We start from the raw sequence: 22,153 nt of genomic DNA, 5'->3' as shown, positions 1-22,153 counted from the left end.
ACTTTTATTTTTTCATATACAAAAAACGCTGGATTGATAAAATAGTACTAATAGGAGGTGCAGGCTTATGGCTGAACTTGAAAACCGAAAACAATTTGCACAACTGCTGGCACCTGGCGTCAAAACGCTAAAACTTCATCCTGATTATAAAGTCAGAAGGAAAAAGAACGAAAAAACAGGACAGTCTTACATAGATAAAATCGCACTCCAGCTGGGAGTCTCCCCAAACACGATCAAAAGCTGGATCGGACAGATGGGGGCAAACTATATTCCCGGGAGAATCGACGACGGAAAACTGTTCGGAATGATCTGGATCATTCTCAAAAAGACCGACTTGGATATCGAGTGGTTGACCGACTTGCTGGAAGCCACCACTATCCCAGTCATCAAACCCGCCTTGCCTGTCTGGGCGGCGTCTTGTTTGAAAAAAGCGAAGACGCTGAGAAAAGACGGGTCATTCGGGGCACCGAGTGATAACGATATTGAAAAAGCGGTAAAGCGGCTGTTTCATGATATCCCCGGCCATGAAACGAATGCGCTTACAGAGCAGCCTATCACGCATAATTTACCCTCACGCTGGTCCGGACGCTTTATCGGACGCAGCTTTGATATGGAAGCGATACGGCAATGGATGCTTTCTCCGTCACCAGTCTGTTTAATCACCGGCTGGGCTGGTATGGGTAAAACCACAATCGCTCTTGAAGCCGCCTATTCCTGTGTCGACGATACTTCAGATTGGCCGGCATTCAACAGCATCATTTGGGTCAGCGCTGATTGGAAAGGATTGAGCTTTAGCGATTTTTTAAATACGATCGCCTATCAGCTCGGACGCACAGAACAAATCGATAAATCAATCAATGAAAAACGATTCGTCGTCCGCAATGCGTTAGCCAATTACACAAGAGAAAAACCGATCCTGCTGATTGTTGACAGCATCGATACCGCAGAACGTAACATTCACGAATTTATCACAAGCCTTCCGCAAGGTGTGAAAGTCCTCCTCACAGCGCGGGAAAACGTAAAGCAAACCTATCGGGAAAGCTTTGGAGAAATGGCGGCCATCCAGCTGAGCGGTCTTGACCAAACAGATGCCCTTGAATTTTTTCAGCAAGAAGTGCACCGCTGCTTACAAACATGCAACCTCCCACTTAAACGGGAAAAGCTGGAGCAGCTGCTACATCTATCTTCTGACCTGAAAAACGAATTCATTTCAGCGACTGCCGGAAACCCGAAAGCCATGGCACTCAGCATCGCCTATATGTCAGACGATGACATACCCGCTCAGCAGCTGATTCATGAGCTTGGAAAAGCAGGCTACTCACTGCTGGAATTGTTTGAATTCCTCTTTGGCCGCACCTGGGACAGATGCAACGAAGATACACGAAAGCTATGGCAGACGCTTTGCTTTTTCAGCAAGCCGCCTGATGAAAAAAGCCTGGCGGCAGCAGCCGGATTAGACGCCCGCCGTTTTCATTACGCTATGGAACAAATGCGGTCATATGCGCTGATTCAGCCGGAACGAAGCCAAGGCAGGACACAATACTTAGCGCACCAAACCGTTGTCGCTTACGGAGAACAGCACTTGTCCGAACAGCACGAATATGAAAAAGAAGCCCGCAATCGCTGGGCGCACTATTATATTGATTATGCCGAAACCCATTTAAAGCGGGAACAGCCCAACTCTATCTATTGGAGCTACCTGCTGGGACGGAACTTAGATCAAATGAAACAAGAATGGCCAAACATCTTAAAGGTCATCCAATGGGCAAGTGAAACTGAACAAAAAGAAATCCTAATCGAACTCATTACCCGCATCAGCCATTTTCTAAGCAGAATCAACCTGCCCTTGCGAACCGAATACGGACACAAAGCGGCCGACGCCGCCCATCACTTAGGCCAACACACACGAGAAGCGTACTTCCGAATCGACACAGCAGGCTGGGCTCTGATGGAAGTCAATGATTTAGACAGGGCCTTACAGCAAATTGAAGCCGGGCTGAGGATTCTGGAACAATCAGACGCTCACGATGCCTATGATCTAAAGGTTTGGGGACACGCACTCAAAGCAAGGCTTTTTTTAAAAGCTGGGCAACAGGAAAAAGCAGAGACCATTTTAAACGAAATCGAAAATCAACCGATTTCCCCTACCATTCAACACAGAGTTCTATTGGTTCGCGGTGACTTAAGCTTTGCGAGAGGTCATCATGAAGAAGCCATTCAATTATACGAAGCCGCAAATGAAATCAGCTCCACGTACGGCGGCGAAAAAACGATAGAAGCCTATTTCAATCTGGGTGTCGCTTACGTGAAAAGTGGTCAGTTTGAGAAAGCGGAAGAAGCCTTTGAGCAAATGCTCTATGACAAACATAACGCCAATCAGGTTGAGCTGATCTATTATTATTATGGGATGGCACAGTTGTTGTACCGTAAAGGAGATCATGCGGAAGCTATGGAATCTAATCAGAAGGCGATTCGTTTGATTGATTCTTGGGAGCCTGCGATCGGGATTCGGGGGGAGGTTGAACGATTGGGTATGGTGCTTGAAGGAAAAGGAAATGGTGAAATCACATTGTAGTATTGTAAATGTAAGGTCAATCTAAGGACAAATGCTCTAACAAACCATTACTTGCTGTCATCACTGCTTTATCCTCTAAGTTTGCTTTCAATCTTATTTCATAACAGCATAAGAATAAAATGGAATACAAAAAATCCTCCTCCACCGAGATTTTTTTAAGTTTATGTAATAATGAACATAGAGGAACACTTCGAGCCACCTTTTAAATATAAAGAAAACGGAAATAAAGTTATTTACTAGCATCCTGATTTATCAGGCTTTTTTCAATTAATGAAAATCTAAAAAACATTGGTAAATATGCTTGGTGGTCAGGGTGTGGTCATAGATAACTTATATTTGTTCCTCTCTAGCTTCCGTTAACGCAAAAACAGTGCCATTATTACTTAGTAAAGTTTTGCAATACAGTCACATCGTTTGCGTATATATCATCAGATGCATTAAAAATTAAATTATTATACCTTGTTACTTCATTTTCTTGAACATCAAATGAGACTCATTGCTATTACGATTGTTTGAATTGGTTATTAGCAAAGCCAACGATGGGTTGAGTGGGTAGTATAGTTCAAGTTTTTTTGCTTCTTCTTCATAGACAGAATAACCAGCAAGTGTATTGTATATTCGAAAATGAAAATTACTATTCAAGCTAAGAGTCACAGCAAGATTTGTAGCAAGTATATAATAGAGTACAATCCAAACATTTTTAATAATATTAGGACCTATAGATACCGGACCCGCTGCAAAAGATTTGAGTACGTTATTCTTCATCATGATGGTTCTAAAATATTGTAAACTTAAGAAAAACATTAAGTTGAATTTTTGGTTTTCACTTCTGAGAAACTAATATTGCCACTTTTTAAAGTATCTAAATGCAGCAAATTCGCATCTTCTATTTTACTATGAAAATCCTCAACAAGGTTATTCATAATCATATCCATTTCTGCTTCTTTTTCGTCATCCCACTTTCCTTCATGTTCTAAAAGCTCTTTACGTCTGAATTTGCCTGTAAACAGATGTATCCATTTAATTGTTGAATATCCCCAGGCTAATAATCCATGATAAAGCCTTTTTCAATAATAGATATTTTATGGTGGCTAAGATTTCTTAGTCTATAAAAATCTCGAGCATTAGCGTTTTTTTGCGGATCGACTGGAAGTAAATTATTATCTCTCAAACAAAAGAAAAATTTTGCAAACAAAAAAGTTTACCTCAAAACCTTATCATACACTCATTTAAATGTGCTTTAACTAACGTAATTGTTTCTCATTAGAAAGAAAAAAATGACACCCAGTAAAGCAAATTGGATGTCATTACAAATAATCAAAACAAATTCCTTGCATTTTGAACACCTAAAGTAACTAAAGAGCTGTTAGAATTAAGCGAAAATGCACGCGTACTCGGGGCACTAGATTCCTCAAAACCATAACTATAAAGGATATTGGTTAATTTCCTTTGAGTGGTTTGAAGATCCCTCGACCAAATATCATTAATTCGCTTTTCCTTTAATGTCCCATCTTTTTCATTTATATAATGTCTAATAACCGCTTCTGAATAGCTCATGTAGTTGATATTTGCTATTACTGCTGCATCGAGAATTTCAATATATTTATGTATAGCGCGAATAAGTGCCGTAACCTCTTTAAAGCGAGGAGGATTTTTATATCCATCATAATTAGTTAACAAATCTTCAATATCGAGACCTTGATACTCTGTTTGGATATATGACTTGCTATTTACTAACAAATTTCTCTTAGACTGTGAAATGCGATTATCAGATTTAAAGTGAACTAATCTGTTACGCCAAGTAATGGCAAGTTCGATCATAGCAACTTCTACAGCTATAGCAGAAATTTTTGCGTGGTATTTTCTGTTAAAAGATTTGAATTTCCCAAAGATACTTTGCTTATTCAAACTTGTATGTATCAAGGTAGAATCCTGTACCACTCCTGGCTCCTGACAAGACATAACAAAATAGCCATCTAAAGAATCTACGCACCATGCAAGAGTTGCTTTTATTGCAAAATGTCGGCTTCTCAAGGCTGAAGATTGGACGTTTTTCGGGTTCCAACTAGTGCTAAAACTAGAACTCAAAGTCACATTCCCAGATTTAATCCCGTCAAGGCCCACTAATATAGTGATTAAGAAATGATTAGTTTGTCCAATTAATTGCTTAAATTCCTTCCTGGCCTTGCTGATGTTAATAACCATATTGCCCATAATTATACATCTCCACAGAAAAATACATACATCCGGCATGACTGGATACATGCGCCTCCTGCTTTAAAGGGTGCACTAAGGCACGTTTGAAGGCAGGCGTCTTAACCGACCTCGGATGATGTATTTATATTATATTAAAAAATTCAAGAAATGTCAAAATCTTAACAACATTTAAATTTAATATGGAAAGTTAAATATCTATATTTCCAGCCATATTTCTTTAACAATCTTTAAAAAGTAATCCGCATTTTGGTACATGCTGACTCATAGGTTCCAATCCATGCTTAGCACCCAAAAAATGTTTTTAGCCAAATACTCATCTTGATCTTCTGGACCAGCCAGTTATCTATGCTCACATGACCGCCAATATAGAAGAAAAGGCCTCCCTACAGTTTTAGCAAACTGATGAAAGACCTTCTCCTATAGCAGGAGCTGTTCTTGCATGTGATATGCCCCGATTTTTAGAAAACCAGCACAAATCTAAGGACAAGAAAAGCATATTATCTATTTAGATGTTGATATAACAAAGTTTTAAAACCCTAATTTAATTACATCATGCCGCCCATATCAGGCATGTCGGCGTCGCCAGCATTTTCTTCTGACTTGTCAGTGACAACGGCTTCTGCTGTTAGGAACATAGCAGCAATACTTCCTGCGTTTTGAAGCGCACAGAACGAGTAACTTTAGTTGGGTAACAAGGCATAATGTCGTTTTCCATTCACAAGTATTGGGCAACTACCACTTCCCAATAAGTTCATACATTGTCTATTGTAAAATAGTGATTACTATTTGTGAATATAGGGAATGGTATTTTTCTCCAATTATATTTGATAAGCCATCATTATGGGCGGTATAACTCTATATTGTGTGGTAAATAAATAATTTGTTTTCTCCCGAAATTCAAACTTTTCCCCACGTATTCATTGCATAAAGAGTCATTTCGAATTTTTCATGATGTGTGGATGAGGCTAACCTCCCCCAGCTACCGTTCATAACCCATGTGAAAGCGTGGAAAATACGCCCCCCATACCCAACAATGTTTGTCTTTTTATAGAAGTGATAGCCGAATGTCTTCCTCATTGTATGAGTTCCTGTTGCCTCGATGCCTGCAAAATCCCCCGCCTTTTGATTCTGTCTGTAGGCTTGAATCTTGCTTATAGGCTTATCACCTTTACGAGAAGGGAATAGCCACTCACTGTCAAGTTCTGCGGCATATGTATACACTTCAGTAAAGATTGCAGTGATACTAATCGTCCTAGCTTTCTTAGTCTTGCTTTTCTAATTTGGAACTCCTTCCGTTTCTTTGATTTCCGCTTGAGGATAAATTCCTTTTTCAGATTCGAGATATCACTCACACGCAACCCTGTATTGATTCCGATTAAGAATAGGATATAGTCTTTTTCCGAACAGTGCCTCTTTAGTGCCCACTTTATATCCTTTATCTGCGTCTTGCTTCTGATTGCTTGTATATCAATTAAGTGTTCTTTTTTAGTCACGCTAACGACCCCTTTATCATCAACAATCTGAATGTATACCTTTATGTATTATTTTACATTCATTTTGAGCGGGATGTATTCCCAATCTTATCGATAACGACACGAAACAGGAGCGACATCTATTCTTTTGATAACACTTAATGAGGAACATAATCCATATCGATAATTCCTCGAACAACATCAGTTTATTACTATCCATTTATTAATTTACCGTACTAAATCACACGGATTAATTGAGTTGTGACGGAAATTTAACGAATGTTTATTTGTGAATAAGAGTGGTTTCTGAATTATATCAATACATCGGCCAAACAACCCTTACATGAGGCTTGCAGATGCCCACAGAATCATTACTAAGTTCATCTAAGATTAAAGTGAGGGGAAGAGGTAATTAAAAATTAGGGTAGTCTCTTAAAACCTCCACCATAAGCCATTCTGAACGTCTGTGAGTGTGTATTTGTACTCTCTTTCTTCTGAATACCTACCAGTAAGCACAACAAGAAAAAGCGTTCTGCTTTTAACAGAAACGCTCTTAGCTTAATAAGACTGAACATTCTTTCTAACCATTCATTTCCCTGTATATTAAGATTAATTTACCATATCCTTCAACTTAATTTCTGTAAATCTCTCTTTAATTGCTTCCATTGTCAAATCATTCTCAATTAATTTTTCTGCAATGAATGCTTTTATACTATCTGCATCACCATATTTTAGAACTTGTAGACCTTCCCTTAATGTTGTCTCAAGAGATTGAGCAACATTTATAACAATTTGAGGATTAACTAAATGGATACCCTCAGAAGCGTACTCGGACGAACTTTCTATTTTGTTCTTTGGGCAAATCATAATTAGGGTAATATCATTATCTTCTTGAAGCGTGTACCTTGTCTTTACCCAATTTCTATGGACAAACGTCTGTCTAATATCATCAAGCGGAATAAATCCTGAAATATCCTGAACATTCGTCTTAGCTTCAATAGATAACCAAGTGTTAGTTAAATTCCAAATGCCATCTGGAACACCATGACCTTCGGGCTTATCCGCATAAAAACCTAAACAAGTCCCTAATGATTTTAGTGATGGTTCAAAAAATTTTGATTCCTTTTCTCCTAAACCGTCTATTAATTTTCTCCAATCTTTATCAAACTTGTTAACCCTATCACCATATGACTTAAGGAGATTTGTAATACGTTCGACTTGTATTTCAATTTCATCGCTAAATTCCACTGGACTTTCATTTAAGTCAATAATTCGTTTGTCTATCCATACCTTATTACTTGAAGCATCTAAACTTTTGCTTAGATATTTTTTTACTTTTTCATCATCTTCCTGTAGGGTCGCTACTGTCGCAATAAGGTAGTTCCACCAAGCACGATAACCTTTAAGTTCAGTCACTCGTGAGAATTCACTTAAAACTTTATCAGCTGATATGTGAGCATTATCAAAATCTTCTTCCCACAAAGAGTAAATATAGTCTATCTCATTCCTTGCAGAATTATTTAGTTTGGTCGTAGCTTCTGTTTTAGTATTTTCTTCTTTTTCTTTACTTAACCTACTGGTTTGTCGTTCCAAGTAACTTTCAACTCGACTCCATTCATCACCCTGTTTAAGAAAATCTGACAATGATTTATGCCAAGTCGGTTTATCTTTTATATGGTCTATTTGTGTGAATCCAAAGTTTATTTCAGCATCAATTTCTGCAGGCAAGGCTTTTCTAAATTCATTTTTAAACAGATAGTTTCCTACGTACTTTCCAGTAAAAAGAACAACTGCATAATCTTTTTTACTTCTTGTACATCGACCCAATCCTTGTATGATTCTAGTAGCTAATTTACTTTTCAATAATTCCGTAGCATTTAGTCGATCCTGTAAAAATTTCTCTTCGAAACTAATTGCTACTGGTAATTCGTGCATGATTTGTAACCTACAGTCCTCGTCTTTTAAATCGATTCCTTCATATCTACCAGCTAATGTTAAAATCGTATTATCTTTAGAAGTAAATTTAGTTAAATCATCTTCAATGTCATTATTATCCAACAATTCATCATTGGGCAATAACTCCTTTAATGTTTCCTTTATTTTCTTCAATTCGTTATATGAAGGAGTTAGAATCAAACTCCTATTTTGAGATTCAAGTGTTTCTTTTATTACAGAAGATAATTCTTCAGCCTCAAAGTGGTCTTCTGGAAACAGTATTAATCTTCTACCAGAAACTTTATTTGAAGTTCGAGGGAACTTCCTAATATAATGTACGTCTTGTACCCCAAGCATTCTCTCTAGTTCTCCTGCTTCACCAAGTGTAGCTGACATATAAACCCGCTCTTTAGCATTTATAAATGCAGGATGTTTTTTATTAGGTGGAATAATCGGTTTAATTACAATATTCATGTATGAAACAAAAATTTGACATGTGTGTAGATGAGTTCTTAACATACTCCAAGGATAATAAAGATTGGTGTCGCTCACTTTTGAATCCAAAAGACTTCTTATTTCATCCGTTTTTTTATACCATTGTGGAAATGAAACTATATCAATCCCATCATGTTGCGGGTCATAAGTACCGTGTATTAACTTATCCTTAATATGTGGGGCAATGCTATCTCCTAATGTAACAACTAAGGATTCAAATATTTCCTTTTGTTCAATTCGGTTAATTTTTACCGACCAGAAATCATTTATTGCGTACTCTGTTGCATGTGCATCATCGAAAATGATTATATTCGCATCATCAAATTTTGGCTTTATGTTGAAAATGTGACTATACGTTGTCACACAAATAGCTTCTGACCTTTGGTATTTTCCTAAATCGATTTGAGGAAATTCACTTATTTTTCTAGTTAATAACACCGAACTAATACCATAGGATTTTAGTAGGTTATTAGTTTGCGTTGCAAGTTGCCTAGTTGCACAGGCATAAACAACTCTCCAATTATTATTTATCCTGTTAAATTCTCCAATCAAGCCACCAACTAGGGTCTTCCCATGACCTGCTGGCATTTCTATAGCAAAGTCAGAGATTCCCCCCCTTTTTTCTTCATATTCTTTTAGGGATTCTCCCTGTTCATGTGAGAGCCTTTCTAATTTACCAAGTTTATTAAATAAATCAATAGTGTTTTCATAGCTACTACTCTCTTCATCTGGAATAAAAAAACTCAACTCTTTCACTCCCTTTACCAAACTCATATAAAATTAGGAATAAAATACTAATTACAAACGATTGTAACAAAAAAGTGGATATTCATCAAAAAATATTTCTAAACTAAAAAGACAGTTTCATACTTACGTTCTTTCCATATACATTCAGACTTAAATTAGCGATATCCACATTAGACTATTTGAGTTTCCCTGTTCCTAATAGCAATAAAATAAGCATGTAACCAATATAGCTAAAATATGTCTTTTACTTTCCTCTTAAACAACGATAATAAGCCAACGTCTGATATATCTGTTTATCGGTAAACACATCAACTTTCACATCTTCTTTTGTTGCTTAACCTTTAGGGTAATATTCTCCTTCACCACTTTTTCCTCTAACAAGTAATTGTAAAAAGCTCTAATAAGCTGAATTTTAGAGTTAATTGCACTAAGTTCATTCCCCTTTTTATGGAATCATAATAGATAATCTCGAATGTGTGAATGTTTTACATCTTCAACATTGTTTAATTCCACGGCAACACAGTAATCAATAAAAGGGTTTTAGTAATTGATGATAAGGTCTTAATGTTCTGTTCTATCATATTTTTGAATCGTCTGTCTGCAATAAAGCTTCATAAGCAAACTTTAAAAGCATAAAAAACCACCTCTCAGTTTAGTTTCTGAGAAGTGGTAGTTTTGTCTTACTAATTAATTGTGAGCAACACTACTTCCGTATTAGAAGTGTTGATACGGAATAATTCAAAGCTTTTAACGGACTATTTAAAACCGCTCAAAAGCCTTACATCATGCCGCCCATACCGCCCATGCCGCCCATATCAGGCATTCCGCCGCCAGCGTTTTCTTCTGGCTTGTCAGCGACAACGGCTTCAGTTGTTAAGAACATTGCAGCTACAGACGCAGCGTTTTGAAGAGCTGAGCGTGTAACTTTCGTTGGGTCAACGATACCTTTTTCGATCATGTTTACCCATTCGCCAGTTGCAGCGTTGAAGCCTACGCCGATTTCTTCGTTTTTGAGGCGCTCAACGATGACAGATCCTTCAAGACCAGCGTTATGTGCGATTTGACGGATTGGCTCTTCAAGCGCGCGAAGCACGATGTTGATACCTGTTTGAGCATCGCCTTCAGCTTCAACTGCAGCGACTTTGTTATATACGTTTACAAGCGCTGTACCACCACCGGATACGATGCCTTCTTCAACAGCTGCGCGAGTTGAGTTCAGGGCGTCTTCGATGCGAAGTTTACGCTCTTTCAGTTCAGTTTCAGTCGCAGCGCCGACTTTGATGACAGCTACGCCGCCAGCAAGTTTAGCAAGACGCTCTTGTAATTTTTCTCTGTCGAATTCAGAAGTTGTTTCTTCCACTTGAGCGCGGATTTGAGTCACGCGGGCAGAAATTTTGTCTGTTTCGCCAGCGCCTTCAACGATTGTTGTGTTTTCTTTAGTAACGACAACTTTAGAAGCGCGTCCCAATTGAGCGATTTGAGTAGATTTCAGGTCAAGGCCAAGATCTTCTGTGATGACTTCTCCGCCAGTAAGGACAGCGATGTCTTCAAGCATTGCTTTACGGCGGTCACCGAAGCCAGGAGCTTTAACAGCAACTGCGTTGAATGTGCCGCGAAGTTTGTTCACAACAAGTGTAGCAAGTGCTTCGCCTTCAACATCCTCAGCGATCAGAAGCAATGGTTTGCCTTGCTGAACAACCTGCTCAAGCACAGGAAGGATTTCTTGAATGTTTGTGATTTTTTTGTCTGTGATTAAGATGTAAGGATTGTCAAGAACCGCTTCCATCTTATCAGAGTCAGTTACCATGTAAGGAGACGCATATCCGCGGTCGAATTGCATACCTTCAACAACTTCAAGCTCAGTTGTGAAGCCTTTAGACTCTTCGATTGTGATAACGCCGTCGTTTCCTACGCGCTCCATTGCTTCAGCGATAAGGCTTCCGACTTCCTCATCAGCCGCAGAGATCGCAGCAACCTGAGCGATAGACTCTTTGCCTTCGATTGGCTTAGAAATTTCTTTTAAGTTTTCGATCGCAACCGATACAGCTTGTTCCATCCCTTTACGCACGCCTACAGGGTTAGCGCCTGCTGTTACGTTTTTAAGGCCTTCACGGATCATTGCTTGCGCAAGAACTGTTGCAGTTGTTGTACCGTCACCGGCAACGTCGTTTGTTTTGCTGGCTACTTCAGCAACAAGCTTAGCACCCATGTTTTCAAACGCGTCTTCCAGCTCGATTTCTTTAGCGATTGTTACACCGTCATTTGTGATTAACGGAGAACCGAATTTTTTCTCTAGAACCACGTTGCGTCCTTTTGGTCCTAAAGTTACTTTAACAGCATCAGCAAGTGCATCGACACCGCGAAGCATTGCGCGGCGAGCTTCTTCACTAAACTTAATTTCTTTTGCCATGTTTACAAGACCTCCTCAAATGTTTTAAATATTGTTTATTTAAGAATTAGCCAATAACAGCTAAAATGTCGCTTTCACGTAAGATTAAGTATTCAGTACCTTCGTATTTCACTTCAGTACCTGCGTATTTTGAGAAGATAATGCGGTCGCCCTCTTTTACTTCTAAAGCAACGCGCTCTCCGCTTTCTAACACGCGACCTGAACCAGCTGCCACGATTTTGCCTTCTTGCGGTTTTTCTTTTGCAGAATCCGGCAACACAATTCCGCTGGCAGTTTTTTCTTCAGATTCTACGAGTTCAATGACAACGCGATCACCTAATGGCTTTAACAATGTAATAACCTCCTCAATAGTATGAATATGTAATTTTAGCACTCAGCACTAAAGAGTGCTAACACAATTCTTATAATAAAGAATCTCCCTTCCAATTTCAAGTGATAAGATAAAAAATTTTTCACGCTTACATCATTCTTTTCCGCTCCCTTTTCCGTTAGCTTTTTCACCCCCGTACCGATTATGTTACAATAGCTGTAGATAAACGAAACCCACTTAACAAAGGAGTACATACCATTTGAGAAAACAGTATTGGTTTATTATTTTGACATATATCATCATGCAGTTTTCCGCATTAATCGCGATTCCCTTGTTATTTAAATTCGGTTATGCCGGAGGACAGCCTACAAATGAAAATATGCTGCATGCACAAGGATTATGGTCCGTTATCAGCTTTATCGCCTGTCTCGTTGTTGTTCTGCTCATTCTGAGAACCGTTCCGAAAGAAACGCTGCGAAACGGACAGAAGGACTCAATCGGACTTTCTATCCTTTGGGCGATAGCCGGTTTTTTCATTGCCCTTTTCTCTCAAGGAATAGCAGGCTCTATTGAATATTATGTTTTTGGCATCGGAAGAGAATCAGAAAATACACAAGCGATTCTGGATGTCATTCAGGCAGTCCCGCTCATGATTATCGTTTCTTCCATCGTCGGGCCTATATTAGAAGAAATCATCTTCAGAAAAATCATTTTCGGCGCGCTGTACGAAAAAACGAATTTCTTTTTCGCAGGACTGATCAGCTCGGTTATCTTCGGTATTGTTCACGCTGATTTGAAGCATCTTCTTCTATATACAGCAATGGGCTTTACCTTTGCCTTTTTATATGCGAGAACAAAACGGATATGGGTGCCGATTTTCGCCCATTTAATGATGAATACATTCGTCGTCATCATGCAGCTTGAGCCTGTTCGGAATTACCTTGAACAACAGAGCACACAAATGCAATTGATTATTGGAGGATTATTTTTATGAGAAACCCGGTAGTTTGGGGAATGATCTACTTTGCCGTAGGGTGCATCTTTACTTATCTTGCCGCAAGCTCGCCAGGCAGCATGTGGTCATTTTACTCCATCCTGCTGATGGTGTTCGCCGCTTACAACATCAGCATTTCTTTTAAGATGTTCGCCTTTTCATTTAAAATCAAAAAGAACCAAAAATAAAGAAAATCCATTTCTGAATGAGAAATGGATTCAAAATTAAATCCTAAAACGGCTTTCGTTTTAGGATTTTGTCATTTTCAGCGTGATTGAAAACCCTTGAAGTCTAGGAAAGGCGAGCATTGGAGCGGAGCGAATGTTTTCATTCGTGAGCACCAACGCACAGACTTAACAACGAATGCGGGGGTTGGTCAACACGCTGAATCCATTTCTCGCATGAGAAATGGATTTTTTATTATTGCCCAGAAGACACGTCCTGATCGGCTGCACTGCTTTTCTGTGCTTTCCGATAAGCGGCCTTCGATATCAGAATACTGATTTCATATAAAATCAAAAGCGGGACTGTGACCATCATATGGGACAGAAGCTCAGGCGGTGTAATCAGGGCTGCGATCACCAGCAGCGTAAAATACGCATACTTTCTGATTTTCGCCAAGAACATCGGTGTCACAATTCCGAGCCTGGTCAAAAACATGAGGATGACCGGCATTTGGAACAGCAGTCCAAACGGAATCGTCAGCTGCAGAAGAAAATGAAAATATTCATTAATTCCGATCACCTGATTGACATTCAAGTCCTGAGAAATCCGCTTCATAAAATCAACAACAAAAGGAAATAAAATATAATATGAAAAAGATAAGCCCGCTAAAAACAGCAAAATAGAGATCGGAATGTAGCTGAGCGTTACTTTGCGCTCTTTCTCATAGAGGCCCGGGCTCACAAAAGCCCAAAGCTGATAAAGAATAACCGGCGAGGTCAAGACTATGCCGATGATAAATGCAAATTGCATAAACACATAAAGCGGGTCTGTCAGGTTAAACGCGTTAAGCGTAAGCTGCTTCGCTTCATCTGTTTCTTGCAGGTACACAATAATCGGCTTTGCTAAAAAAAATCCAGCAATAAAGAAAACGACAAACGCCAGCGCTACAATCAGCAACCGTTTTCGAAGCTCAGCAATATGCTCCAGCAGCGACATTTGATTCACTTTCATTCGTGTCATCCTAACTTACTGATCTTCTTTCTTTTTTTCCTCTTCATCACTCGTTAATCCTTTTGTAGCGTTTTTGAATTCACGAAGTGTGTCTCCCGCTGCTTTCCCCAATTCAGGCAGCTTTTTGGGACCGAAGATAATCAGAGCAACGATTGCGATAACAGCAAGGCTTCCAGGACCGATCGGCATATTTGGGCTCCTCCTTTCCCTCTATTCGATTTCCTCTAAAACTGAATAATGCTTCAAAAAATAAACAAGTGACTGAAGCTCAACTGCTAAATCTATATGATGAATTCGAATGTGTTCCGGCACATTCAAACGGGCCGGCGTAAAATTAAGGATTCCCTTGATTCCTAATGCGACCAATCTGTCTGTAATGGATTGAGCGGCAACTGCTGGCACTGTAAGAATGGCAACTGATTCATCTTTTACGTGTTGTTCAAGGTCATCAAGGTTATAGACGGGCACGCCGCCTACCTCAGTTCCTATTTTACTCTCATTTATATCAAAAGCCATAGAAATTTTTGTGTTATTATTTTTTGTGAAATTATAGTGAAGAAATGCCGTTCCCAAGTTCCCGACACCAATCAAGATGACGTCTGTCATCTCATCCTGATCAAGCGTTTTTCGGAAAAAAGACAGCAAATAATCCACATTATATCCGTATCCTTTTTTGCCAAGAGCTCCAAAATAGGAAAAATCCCTCCGAATCGTGGCAGAATCAACCTTTACGGCATCACTGAGTTCAGCGGATGATACACGCTGTTTTCCTGACGCATGCAGATTCTTTAAAAAGCGATAGTAAAGCGGCAGCCGTTTCGCCGTCGCCTGCGGAATTTTTGATTGATCCTTATTCATTTTTGGTCCTCCAAATTATACTCGGATAGTTCTCTTTTAAAATCACCGTTTTTCCCGCCTGTCTTCTCCAGCAAGAAAGTAGGGCCGATGACCATCCCCTTATCAAGGGCCTTGCACATATCGTAAACGGTAAGAGCGCACACCGATGCAGAAGTGAGCGCTTCCATTTCCACACCTGTACTCCCTTTCGTTTTGACCTGTGCTTTTATATGAAGTATAACTTCTGCTTCTTTTATTTTCCAGTCAAACGATATATCTACCCCGCTCAATGAAAGCGGATGGCACATCGGAATGATATTCGACGTTTGCTTTGCGGCCATAATGCCTGCCACCTGCGCGACAGCCAGTACATCTCCTTTGCCGATATCGTGACTTTGTATTTTCTCGTACACTTCATTCTTCATGTGTACGCTTGAAACAGCAGCCGCAGTACGGACAGTCGAAGATTTTTCGCTGATATCCACCATCTGGGCTCTGCCCTGTTCATTAAAATGAGAAAATCCATTCATATTAAAACGCTCCTTAAACAGATCATACACTATTTTCTTCTCTATGTCTTATATGGCCAATGTATTGTTTGCTGACTTCTGGTTCATAAGCTACACTTAACTTATTATAGCAGAGGTGAAATAATATGATGATCTTACAAATTAATCAGCTGTCCAAATCGTTTGGTGCTGATACTATTTTAAACAATATAAAGCTGGAAGTCAGAAATCGTGATCGCATCGCCATTGTAGGAAGAAATGGCGCCGGAAAATCCACGCTCCTTAAAATTATCGCAGGTCAGCTTTCGTATGAAAAGGGCGAAATTATTAAACCGAAAGATATTACAATGGGATATCTCGCCCAGCATACTGGCTTGGATTCTAAGCTTACCATAAAAGAAGAGCTGCTGACTGTTTTTGACCATTTAAAAGCAATGGAAAAGGAAATGCGGGCTATGGAAGAAAAAATGGCGGCAGCTGCCCCGGGTGAATTAGAAAGCATCATGAAAACCTACGACCGCCTTCAGCAGGAATTCAAAGATAAGGGCGGTTATCAATATGAAGCGGATGTTAGATCTGTGCTGCATGGTCTCGGCTTCAGCCATTTTGACGATTCTACACAGGTTCAAAGCCTCAGCGGAGGCCAGAAAACAAGACTGGCGTTAGGTAAGCTTCTGTTAACACAGCCTGATTTGCTCATTCTCGATGAGCCGACAAACCATCTGGATATTGATACGCTTACCTGGCTTGAACATTATTTACAAGGCTATTCAGGCGCCATTCTCATCGTTTCGCATGACCGCTACTTTTTGGACAAAGTAGTAAACCAGGTATACGAGGTATCAAGAGCAGAAAGCAAAAAGTATCATGGCAACTACAGCGCTTATCTCGACCAAAAAGCCGCGCAGTATGAAAAAGATCTGAAAATGTATGAAAAGCAGCAGGACGAGATTGCAAAGCTGCAGGACTTCGTAGACCGAAATCTGGCGAGAGCCTCTACCACCAAAAGGGCGCAAAGCCGCAGAAAGCAGCTTGAGCGAATGGATGTCATGTCAAAACCGCTTGGCGATGAAAAATCAGCAAACTTTCATTTTGATATTACCAAACAGAGCGGAAATGAAGTCCTTCGTGTTCAGGATCTCACAATCAGCTATGAAAACCAGCCGCCGCTTTTAACAGAAGTGTCATTCATGCTCACAAGAGGAGAAAGCGCAGCGCTTGTCGGCCCTAACGGAATTGGTAAATCGACATTGCTGAAAACATTAATAGACACCCTAAAACCAGATCAAGGAACGATCTCATACGGCTCAAATGTCAGTGTCGGCTATTATGATCAGGAACAGGCTGAGCTGACTTCCTCTAAACGTGTCCTTGATGAGCTGTGGGACGAGTACCCCGGGCTCCCAGAAAAAGAAATCAGAACGTGTCTCGGAAATTTCTTATTCTCCGGAGATGATGTGCTGAAACCAGTTCATTCACTGAGCGGTGGCGAAAAAGCAAGATTGGCTCTAGCTAAGCTGATGCTTCAAAAAGCCAACTTTCTCATCCTTGATGAACCGACGAACCATCTGGACTTAGACAGCAAAGAAGTTCTCGAAAACGCGCTGATTGATTATCCAGGCACACTGTTATTTGTCTCACATGACAGATATTTTATTAACAGAATCGCCACAAGAGTATTGGAGCTTTCTTCAAGCCATATAGAGGAGTATCTGGGAGATTACGATTATTATACAGAGAAAAAAACAGAGCAGCTTGAATTGGAGAAAATAAATCAGCAAGAGGAAACTGAAAAAACGCCAGCTACAGTGAAGTCTGACTCCAAACGTTCCTACGAGGAAGAAAAAGAATGGAAAAAGAAAGAGCGCCAACGACTCCGTCGAATTGAAGAAATTGAAACCACTGTTCAAACCATTGAAGAGAACATCAGCCGCAATGATGAGTTGCTATGTGACCCTGAAGTCTATCAGGATCATGAAAAAGTACAAGCTATCCATGCAGACAATGAGAAGCTCAATCAGGAGCTGGAATCTCTTTTGTCCGAATGGGAAGAACTATCCACAGAAGAAGATTAAAAAGTCAAGCACCTCTTTTTAGAGGTGCTTTTTATCCACAGAACATACCCTAATAAGAAAAACAAAGTAAGCGCTTTATACACAATATCCACAAAATATTCTGAATTTATCCACTTTATTAACAGCGACTTAAGCCCTTTATCCATCTATATCTCTATAATTACTCACAGACATGTGGATAAATTGTGAATTATCTGTTAATAACAAACATATAAAAAGTCTCACGCTATTATCTCGTGAGACTTTGATAAGAAGTCAATTCAAGGCCGGGCTGCCCATTCATATCATATGCACCGCGAATTCCTTTTTCAAAAGCAATTGTACCAGCAGCAGCAATCATCGCAGCATTATCCGTGCATAAAGCTAATGGAGGAATAACAAGCGTAATCCCTTCATGCTGGGCAAATTCCTTTTCTAATGCAGCTCTGAGGCCTCTGTTTGCAGCTACTCCTCCGGCTAAAAGGACCTGTTTGACATCATATTCCTTTGCCGCGCGCGCCGTTTTGGTGACCAAGACATCGATCACACTATTTTGGAAACTGGCAGACAAATCTTCCGGAGCAATCTCTTGCCCTTTTTGGGATGCATTATGAAGCGTATTGATCACCGCAGACTTCAATCCGCTAAAGCTGAAGTTGTAAGAGCCTTCTTCAAGCCATGCGCGAGGAAGCGGAATATTGTCATTCCCTTTTTCAGCTAGCTTGTCAATTTGCGGTCCACCCGGATACGGCAATCCCATCGTCCGCGCCACTTTGTCGTAGGCTTCTCCAGCCGCATCATCAAGGGTTTCCCCAATGACTTCAAATGATCCATGTTCCTTCATATAAACCAGTTCTGTATGGCCTCCTGAAACGACCAATGCCAGTGCCGGGAACACGATGTCTTCTACAAGACGGTTCGCGTATATATGACCGGCTATATGATGAACGCCTACTAACGGAATGTTATGTGCAAAGCTCAATGCTTTAGAAGCATTCACTCCGATAAGAAGCGCCCCCACCAGTCCCGGACCTTCTGTTACTGCAATCGCATCAATATCACTATACGTCATGCCAGCTTTGCGAAACGCCTCTTCTATAACCAAAGTGATTTGTTCAACATGATGTCTTGAAGCAATTTCCGGAACAACGCCTCCGAAGCGCTTATGGCTTTCAATTTGAGAGGCTACTACGTTTGAAATGATCTCTTTCCCGTTTTTCACAATAGCTGCAGCAGTCTCATCACAGCTTGTTTCAATTCCTAATACGTACATGTCTTTTTGCTCACTCATTTATCGTCACCCACATAATTAACGCATCTTCCCCGTTATCAGTATAATAGTTCTTTCTTATTCCGCCGGGCTGCAACCCGAATTTCTTATATAAACCTTGAGCAGGATGATTCGAAACTCTCACTTCAAGCGAAAGCCGCCTTGCGTCTTTTTCTTTGCACAGTTCAACAGCTGAGCGAAAAAGCGTTTCTCCTAAAGACTGGCCGCGATACTCTGGTTTTATCGCTATATTTGTAATTTGGGCATCGTCCATCACAATCCAAATCCCACAATACCCAGCAACATGGCCGTCCTTTTCAATCACGAGATAATGAGCATACGGATTTTCCAGCAGCTCATGATAAAACGAATCCTTCGTCCAAGGAGACGTAAAGGAGGATGCTTCGATTTCGTATACGTGATCTATATCTTCAAGCCGCATATTTCTGACCGCTGCTTTTGTTTTCATCCTATCACCCTACTTTTGACTTTCAATCCATTTCGCTTCAGCTTCTGCCAGCCGCAAGTAATCCGGGACAAGCCCATGAACATCAGCTGCTTCCTTTTCCTTCCCGAGAAAAGCCAATTCTGAAGGACGCGGGTTATGCTGGACGGCAGTTCCAATGAATCCTTTTGTTCTAAGAACATCCTCTATCATCTGCTTGTGAATAGAAGTGTCGTGACCTAAAAACAAAACAGGACGACCCTTTTCTTTTAGCATCTCCAGCCAATCTGCCAGCATCACATTTTGATCTGGAACAACTTGCTCTAAAAGTCCATTTTTATATTGATACAGACCTGTGTACACCTGTCCCCGTCTAGCATCAAAGATTGGGCTGATCAGACCGTCAAAATGCCGGCCATTTGCCGCAAGCGTCTCAAGACTTGATACAGCACTTATTGGAATGTCTAAAGACCAGGCAAGTGTTTTAGCCAACGTCACACCTATTCTTACTCCTGTGTATGAACCAGGGCCTTTTGCAACGACAATTTTAGAAAGGTCCTGCGGTGCCATATCACAATCATTCAGCAATGAATGAACAGCAGGCATCGCTCTTACAGAGTGGTTCTTTTTCAAATATGTAACGTATTCTGCTATAACAGTGTCTTCTCGAAGCAGCGCAATGCCCAATGTATAATTTGATGTATCAATTGCTAATATTGTCATGTCTACTTAACTCCTCACAAAGCATTTCATACCGATTCCCGACAGCAGTAAAGGTAATTTCCCGCTCATCATCACCAGCTCTTTTGATGACAATTTGCAGTCGCTCCTGTGGCAGCTGTTCTTCAATTAAATGAGCCCATTCAACGAGACAGACACCTTGTCCGTGAAAATATTCATCAAGTCCCAAATCTTCACTTTCATCTTCCATTCTATACACATCCATGTGATAAAGAGGAAGTACGCCATCGTTATATTCTTTTATAATTGTAAAAGTCGGACTGTTTACAACACGTGTAATTCCCAGCCCTTCTGCAAAACCTTTCGTAAAAGTTGTTTTTCCTGCACCTAAATCGCCCTCTAATGTCAGGACGTCTCCCGGTTTAGCAAACGCTGCCGCAAGCTCGGCAATTGCTTTTGTTTCTTCTGGATTTACAGTTCTCCATTTTAATTGCTTCACACGAGTCACCCGTCTTATTTAAAATGATTATATCCTTTTTTCTCTAAGATTATCGATGTTTGATCTGTTTTTAGGATCACTTTAGATTTTGTTTTTTCCCTGACATGGCCAATCTTTGTAATGGGAAGTTGACGTGCTGCGCACTCCTGCTTCAACACTTCCCACTCCTCATTTGAAACCGTCCCTGTCAGCTCAAAATCCTCACCGCCAAACAAAGCCCAGTCTTTCCAGTTAGGATGAAGCTTGGGCAAATCAGAATGAATTGGAAGCATGCTTTCATCAATTTCAATTGAAACACAGCTGGCTTCTGCAATCTCGTTCAGTTCACTAGCCAATCCGTCACTAACATCATTTAAAGCTGCCCGTTTAAAACTCGAGCATAATCTGCCGACGCTTACTCTTGGCTCAGGCCGTTTATGCCTGCGGATAAAGTAATCCGTTTCCACAGATGAGTTTTGAGGATTAGTCTCTTCCAGCAATAAAGAAAGTCCTGCTGCAGATGAACCGATTTCACCGGTTACAAACACAATATCATTCGGTTTTGCCAAGCTCCGCAAACAGGCCTGTCCCTTTTCAATTTCACCGATCACAGTGACTGTAACGACTAATTTGTCAGCGGTAGAAACTGTATCGCCGCCAATCAGATCCATCTGATATAGTTTCGCCAGTTCATTCATTCCTTCATACATCGCCTTGATTTCAGATTCAGTCCATTTTGAAGGTACCGCAAGTGATACCAGATAAAACTTAGGAATGCCTCCCATCGCGGCAATATCACTTATATTAACGGCTAACGCCTTGTACCCGATATCTTCAGGTGAGGAATAGTGTAATTTGAAGTGCACGTCTTCTACCATAGTATCAACACAAACAATTTCCTGAACGCCGTGTTTCGCAGTGTAGAGCGCTGCATCATCACCTATTCCTACATCAACGGAAGAATGGTGAATGGTCCGCGGAGTAATGCTATGTATCAAATCAAATTCATCCATGAACCAAAATCTCCTTTCAACCCTGCTTATGCCTATATGTGCTCTTCCTAGTTTATCGAATTTTGCTGGAATATCCAAGATGTTCCCGATATAAAGAAAGCTTGGCTATGACACCAAGCAGAAGATATAGTAAAAGAAAACACAAAAAAAAACGAAAACATGATCGTTTCGTTTACATTAATGGCGGTCCGGACGGGACTCGAACCCGCGACCTCCTGCGTGACAGGCAGGCATTCTAACCAACTGAACTACCGGACCATATTTGTATAGGATTATTTTGGTTGCACCCTTAGGGCACTCCTTATTTAATCATATATTTGGTTGCGGGGGCAGGATTTGAACCTGCGACCTTCGGGTTATGAGCCCGACGAGCTACCGAACTGCTCCACCCCGCGATGATAAAAGTAATGCTTGGCGGCGTCCTACTCTCACAGGGGGAAACCCCCGACTACCATCGGCGCTGAAGAGCTTAACTTCCGTGTTCGGTATGGGAACGGGTGTGACCTCTTCGCTATCGCCACCAAACAAATTGAGA

Annotated in this window: 17 protein-coding genes, 2 tRNA genes, 1 rRNA gene and 2 pseudogenes; 4 read left to right on the top strand and 18 right to left on the bottom strand. The window is 40.5% G+C overall.

Annotated elements, in window-relative coordinates; all coding sequences use genetic code 11:
- The first annotated feature begins 67 nt into the window (after nt 1-67).
- On the top strand, nt 68-2,575 hold the full coding sequence (gene gutR / locus WA279_RS13105) for a glucitol operon transcriptional regulator GutR (protein ID WP_336155562.1): 2,508 nt from the start codon (nt 68-70) through the stop codon (nt 2,573-2,575).
- 1,317 nt (nt 2,576-3,892) lie between these two features.
- Here gutR and WA279_RS13100 read toward each other — a convergent pair.
- From WA279_RS13100 to groES, 6 genes and pseudogenes are all read right to left on the bottom strand, one after another.
- Nucleotides 3,893-4,789 carry a hypothetical protein gene (locus WA279_RS13100; protein ID WP_174747753.1) on the bottom strand — a complete coding sequence of 299 codons (897 nt, stop codon included), beginning with the start codon at nt 4,787-4,789 and terminating at the stop codon, nt 3,893-3,895.
- Nucleotides 4,790-5,337: 548 nt separating this feature from the next.
- A pseudogene (locus WA279_RS20880) lies at nt 5,338-5,480 on the bottom strand (hypothetical protein); the annotation flags it as partial.
- 341 nt (nt 5,481-5,821) lie between these two features.
- Nucleotides 5,822-6,285, bottom strand: a pseudogene (locus WA279_RS13095) (tyrosine-type recombinase/integrase); the annotation flags it as partial.
- 588 nt (nt 6,286-6,873) lie between these two features.
- The gene (locus tag WA279_RS13090; RefSeq protein ID WP_336155561.1) at nt 6,874-9,441 is read right to left on the bottom strand and encodes a helicase C-terminal domain-containing protein; all 2,568 of its coding nucleotides are present in this window, start codon (nt 9,439-9,441) and stop codon (nt 6,874-6,876) included.
- 778 nt (nt 9,442-10,219) lie between these two features.
- On the bottom strand, nt 10,220-11,851 hold the full coding sequence (groL, locus tag WA279_RS13085) for a chaperonin GroEL (protein ID WP_021481338.1): 1,632 nt from the start codon (nt 11,849-11,851) through the stop codon (nt 10,220-10,222).
- Between the two features lie 46 nt (nt 11,852-11,897).
- Nucleotides 11,898-12,182, bottom strand: a complete 285-nt coding sequence (gene groES / locus WA279_RS13080; RefSeq protein ID WP_003155970.1) for a co-chaperone GroES — start codon at nt 12,180-12,182, stop codon at nt 11,898-11,900.
- Nucleotides 12,183-12,420: 238 nt separating this feature from the next.
- Between groES and WA279_RS13075 the strand changes: the two genes are divergently transcribed.
- Together WA279_RS13075 and WA279_RS13070 are read left to right on the top strand one after the other, a co-directional pair.
- Nucleotides 12,421-13,155: a CPBP family intramembrane glutamic endopeptidase gene (locus WA279_RS13075; RefSeq protein WP_064671832.1), complete on the top strand. Its 735-nt coding sequence runs from the start codon at nt 12,421-12,423 to the stop codon at nt 13,153-13,155.
- Nucleotides 13,152-13,343, top strand: coding sequence for a YdiK family protein (locus WA279_RS13070; RefSeq protein WP_003225680.1), 192 nt, complete (start codon nt 13,152-13,154; stop codon nt 13,341-13,343). The genes WA279_RS13075 and WA279_RS13070 overlap by 4 nt, the downstream gene beginning before the upstream one ends.
- Before the next feature lie 232 nt (nt 13,344-13,575).
- Here WA279_RS13070 and tatC read toward each other — a convergent pair whose 3' ends face one another.
- From tatC to moaC, 4 genes are read right to left on the bottom strand one after another with little or no spacing between them, the layout of a single operon-like run.
- Nucleotides 13,576-14,340 carry a twin-arginine translocase subunit TatC gene (gene tatC, locus WA279_RS13065; RefSeq protein ID WP_015252680.1) on the bottom strand — a complete coding sequence of 255 codons (765 nt, stop codon included), beginning with the start codon at nt 14,338-14,340 and terminating at the stop codon, nt 13,576-13,578.
- Between the two features lie 6 nt (nt 14,341-14,346).
- Complete coding sequence (tatAY, locus tag WA279_RS13060; RefSeq protein ID WP_003234072.1) at nt 14,347-14,520, bottom strand: sec-independent protein translocase protein TatAY; 174 nt, start codon at nt 14,518-14,520, stop codon at nt 14,347-14,349.
- Between the two features lie 21 nt (nt 14,521-14,541).
- Nucleotides 14,542-15,189, bottom strand: a complete 648-nt coding sequence (locus tag WA279_RS13055) for a redox-sensing transcriptional repressor Rex (protein ID WP_003234073.1) — start codon at nt 15,187-15,189, stop codon at nt 14,542-14,544.
- Complete coding sequence (moaC, locus tag WA279_RS13050; protein WP_003243499.1) at nt 15,186-15,698, bottom strand: cyclic pyranopterin monophosphate synthase MoaC; 513 nt, start codon at nt 15,696-15,698, stop codon at nt 15,186-15,188. The genes WA279_RS13055 and moaC overlap by 4 nt, the downstream gene beginning before the upstream one ends.
- A gap of 125 nt (nt 15,699-15,823) precedes the next feature.
- Between moaC and WA279_RS13045 the strand changes: the two genes are divergently transcribed.
- On the top strand, nt 15,824-17,752 hold the full coding sequence (locus WA279_RS13045; RefSeq protein ID WP_087614378.1) for an ABC-F family ATP-binding cassette domain-containing protein: 1,929 nt from the start codon (nt 15,824-15,826) through the stop codon (nt 17,750-17,752).
- Between the two features lie 229 nt (nt 17,753-17,981).
- On the opposite strand, the gene tsaD is transcribed toward WA279_RS13045, so the two are convergent.
- The 8 genes from tsaD to rrf form a co-directional block, all read right to left on the bottom strand.
- Complete coding sequence (tsaD, locus tag WA279_RS13040) at nt 17,982-19,022, bottom strand: tRNA (adenosine(37)-N6)-threonylcarbamoyltransferase complex transferase subunit TsaD (RefSeq protein ID WP_336155559.1); 1,041 nt, start codon at nt 19,020-19,022, stop codon at nt 17,982-17,984.
- The gene (gene rimI, locus WA279_RS13035; protein WP_251187993.1) at nt 19,015-19,470 is read right to left on the bottom strand and encodes a ribosomal protein S18-alanine N-acetyltransferase; all 456 of its coding nucleotides are present in this window, start codon (nt 19,468-19,470) and stop codon (nt 19,015-19,017) included. Before rimI ends, tsaD begins: the two co-directional genes overlap by 8 nt.
- Nucleotides 19,471-19,479: 9 nt before the next feature.
- A complete protein-coding gene (gene tsaB, locus WA279_RS13030; RefSeq protein WP_336155558.1) occupies nt 19,480-20,169 on the bottom strand; it encodes a tRNA (adenosine(37)-N6)-threonylcarbamoyltransferase complex dimerization subunit type 1 TsaB in 690 nt (229 codons plus the stop codon).
- Nucleotides 20,150-20,626 (bottom strand): tRNA (adenosine(37)-N6)-threonylcarbamoyltransferase complex ATPase subunit type 1 TsaE, encoded by a 477-nt coding sequence (gene tsaE / locus WA279_RS13025; RefSeq protein WP_336155557.1) that lies wholly within the window; start codon nt 20,624-20,626, stop codon nt 20,150-20,152. Before tsaE ends, tsaB begins: the two co-directional genes overlap by 20 nt.
- A 14-nt stretch (nt 20,627-20,640) precedes the next feature.
- Nucleotides 20,641-21,618, bottom strand: a complete 978-nt coding sequence (gene thiL, locus WA279_RS13020) for a thiamine-phosphate kinase (protein ID WP_336155556.1) — start codon at nt 21,616-21,618, stop codon at nt 20,641-20,643.
- A 181-nt stretch (nt 21,619-21,799) separates the two neighbouring features.
- A tRNA-Asp gene (locus WA279_RS13015) sits at nt 21,800-21,876 on the bottom strand.
- Between the two features lie 60 nt (nt 21,877-21,936).
- Nucleotides 21,937-22,013 (bottom strand) — tRNA-Met (locus WA279_RS13010).
- A gap of 14 nt (nt 22,014-22,027) precedes the next feature.
- Nucleotides 22,028-22,143, bottom strand: a 5S ribosomal RNA gene (rrf, locus tag WA279_RS13005).
- Nucleotides 22,144-22,153: the final 10 nt, after the last annotated feature.

It is taken from the genome of Bacillus sp. 204(2023) (assembly GCF_037027505.1).
Classification (GTDB): domain Bacteria; phylum Bacillota; class Bacilli; order Bacillales; family Bacillaceae; genus Bacillus; species Bacillus subtilis.
The sequence above is the reverse complement of the archived record's forward strand: the minus strand, read 5'-3'. Positions and strand labels throughout refer to the sequence as shown.

What these genes read in the sequence shown, in the direction of transcription:
- tatAY (WP_003234072.1), bottom strand. Translation starts at nt 14,520, where the DNA reads ATGCCGATCGGTCCTGGAAGCCTTGCTGTTATCGCAATCGTTGCTCTG.
- tsaD (WP_336155559.1), bottom strand. Translation starts at nt 19,022, where the DNA reads ATGAGTGAGCAAAAAGACATGTACGTATTAGGAATTGAAACAAGCTGT.
- WA279_RS13100 (WP_174747753.1), bottom strand. Translation starts at nt 4,789, where the DNA reads ATGGGCAATATGGTTATTAACATCAGCAAGGCCAGGAAGGAATTTAAG.
- tatC (WP_015252680.1), bottom strand. Translation starts at nt 14,340, where the DNA reads ATGACACGAATGAAAGTGAATCAAATGTCGCTGCTGGAGCATATTGCT.
- moaC (WP_003243499.1), bottom strand. Translation starts at nt 15,698, where the DNA reads ATGAATGGATTTTCTCATTTTAATGAACAGGGCAGAGCCCAGATGGTG.
- WA279_RS13070 (WP_003225680.1), top strand. Translation starts at nt 13,152, where the DNA reads ATGAGAAACCCGGTAGTTTGGGGAATGATCTACTTTGCCGTAGGGTGC.
- thiL (WP_336155556.1), bottom strand. Translation starts at nt 21,618, where the DNA reads ATGGATGAATTTGATTTGATACATAGCATTACTCCGCGGACCATTCAC.
- gutR (WP_336155562.1), top strand. Translation starts at nt 68, where the DNA reads ATGGCTGAACTTGAAAACCGAAAACAATTTGCACAACTGCTGGCACCT.
- rimI (WP_251187993.1), bottom strand. Translation starts at nt 19,470, where the DNA reads ATGAAAACAAAAGCAGCGGTCAGAAATATGCGGCTTGAAGATATAGAT.
- WA279_RS13045 (WP_087614378.1), top strand. Translation starts at nt 15,824, where the DNA reads ATGATGATCTTACAAATTAATCAGCTGTCCAAATCGTTTGGTGCTGAT.
- tsaB (WP_336155558.1), bottom strand. Translation starts at nt 20,169, where the DNA reads ATGACAATATTAGCAATTGATACATCAAATTATACATTGGGCATTGCG.
- WA279_RS13055 (WP_003234073.1), bottom strand. Translation starts at nt 15,189, where the DNA reads ATGAATAAGGATCAATCAAAAATTCCGCAGGCGACGGCGAAACGGCTG.
- groL (WP_021481338.1), bottom strand. Translation starts at nt 11,851, where the DNA reads ATGGCAAAAGAAATTAAGTTTAGTGAAGAAGCTCGCCGCGCAATGCTT.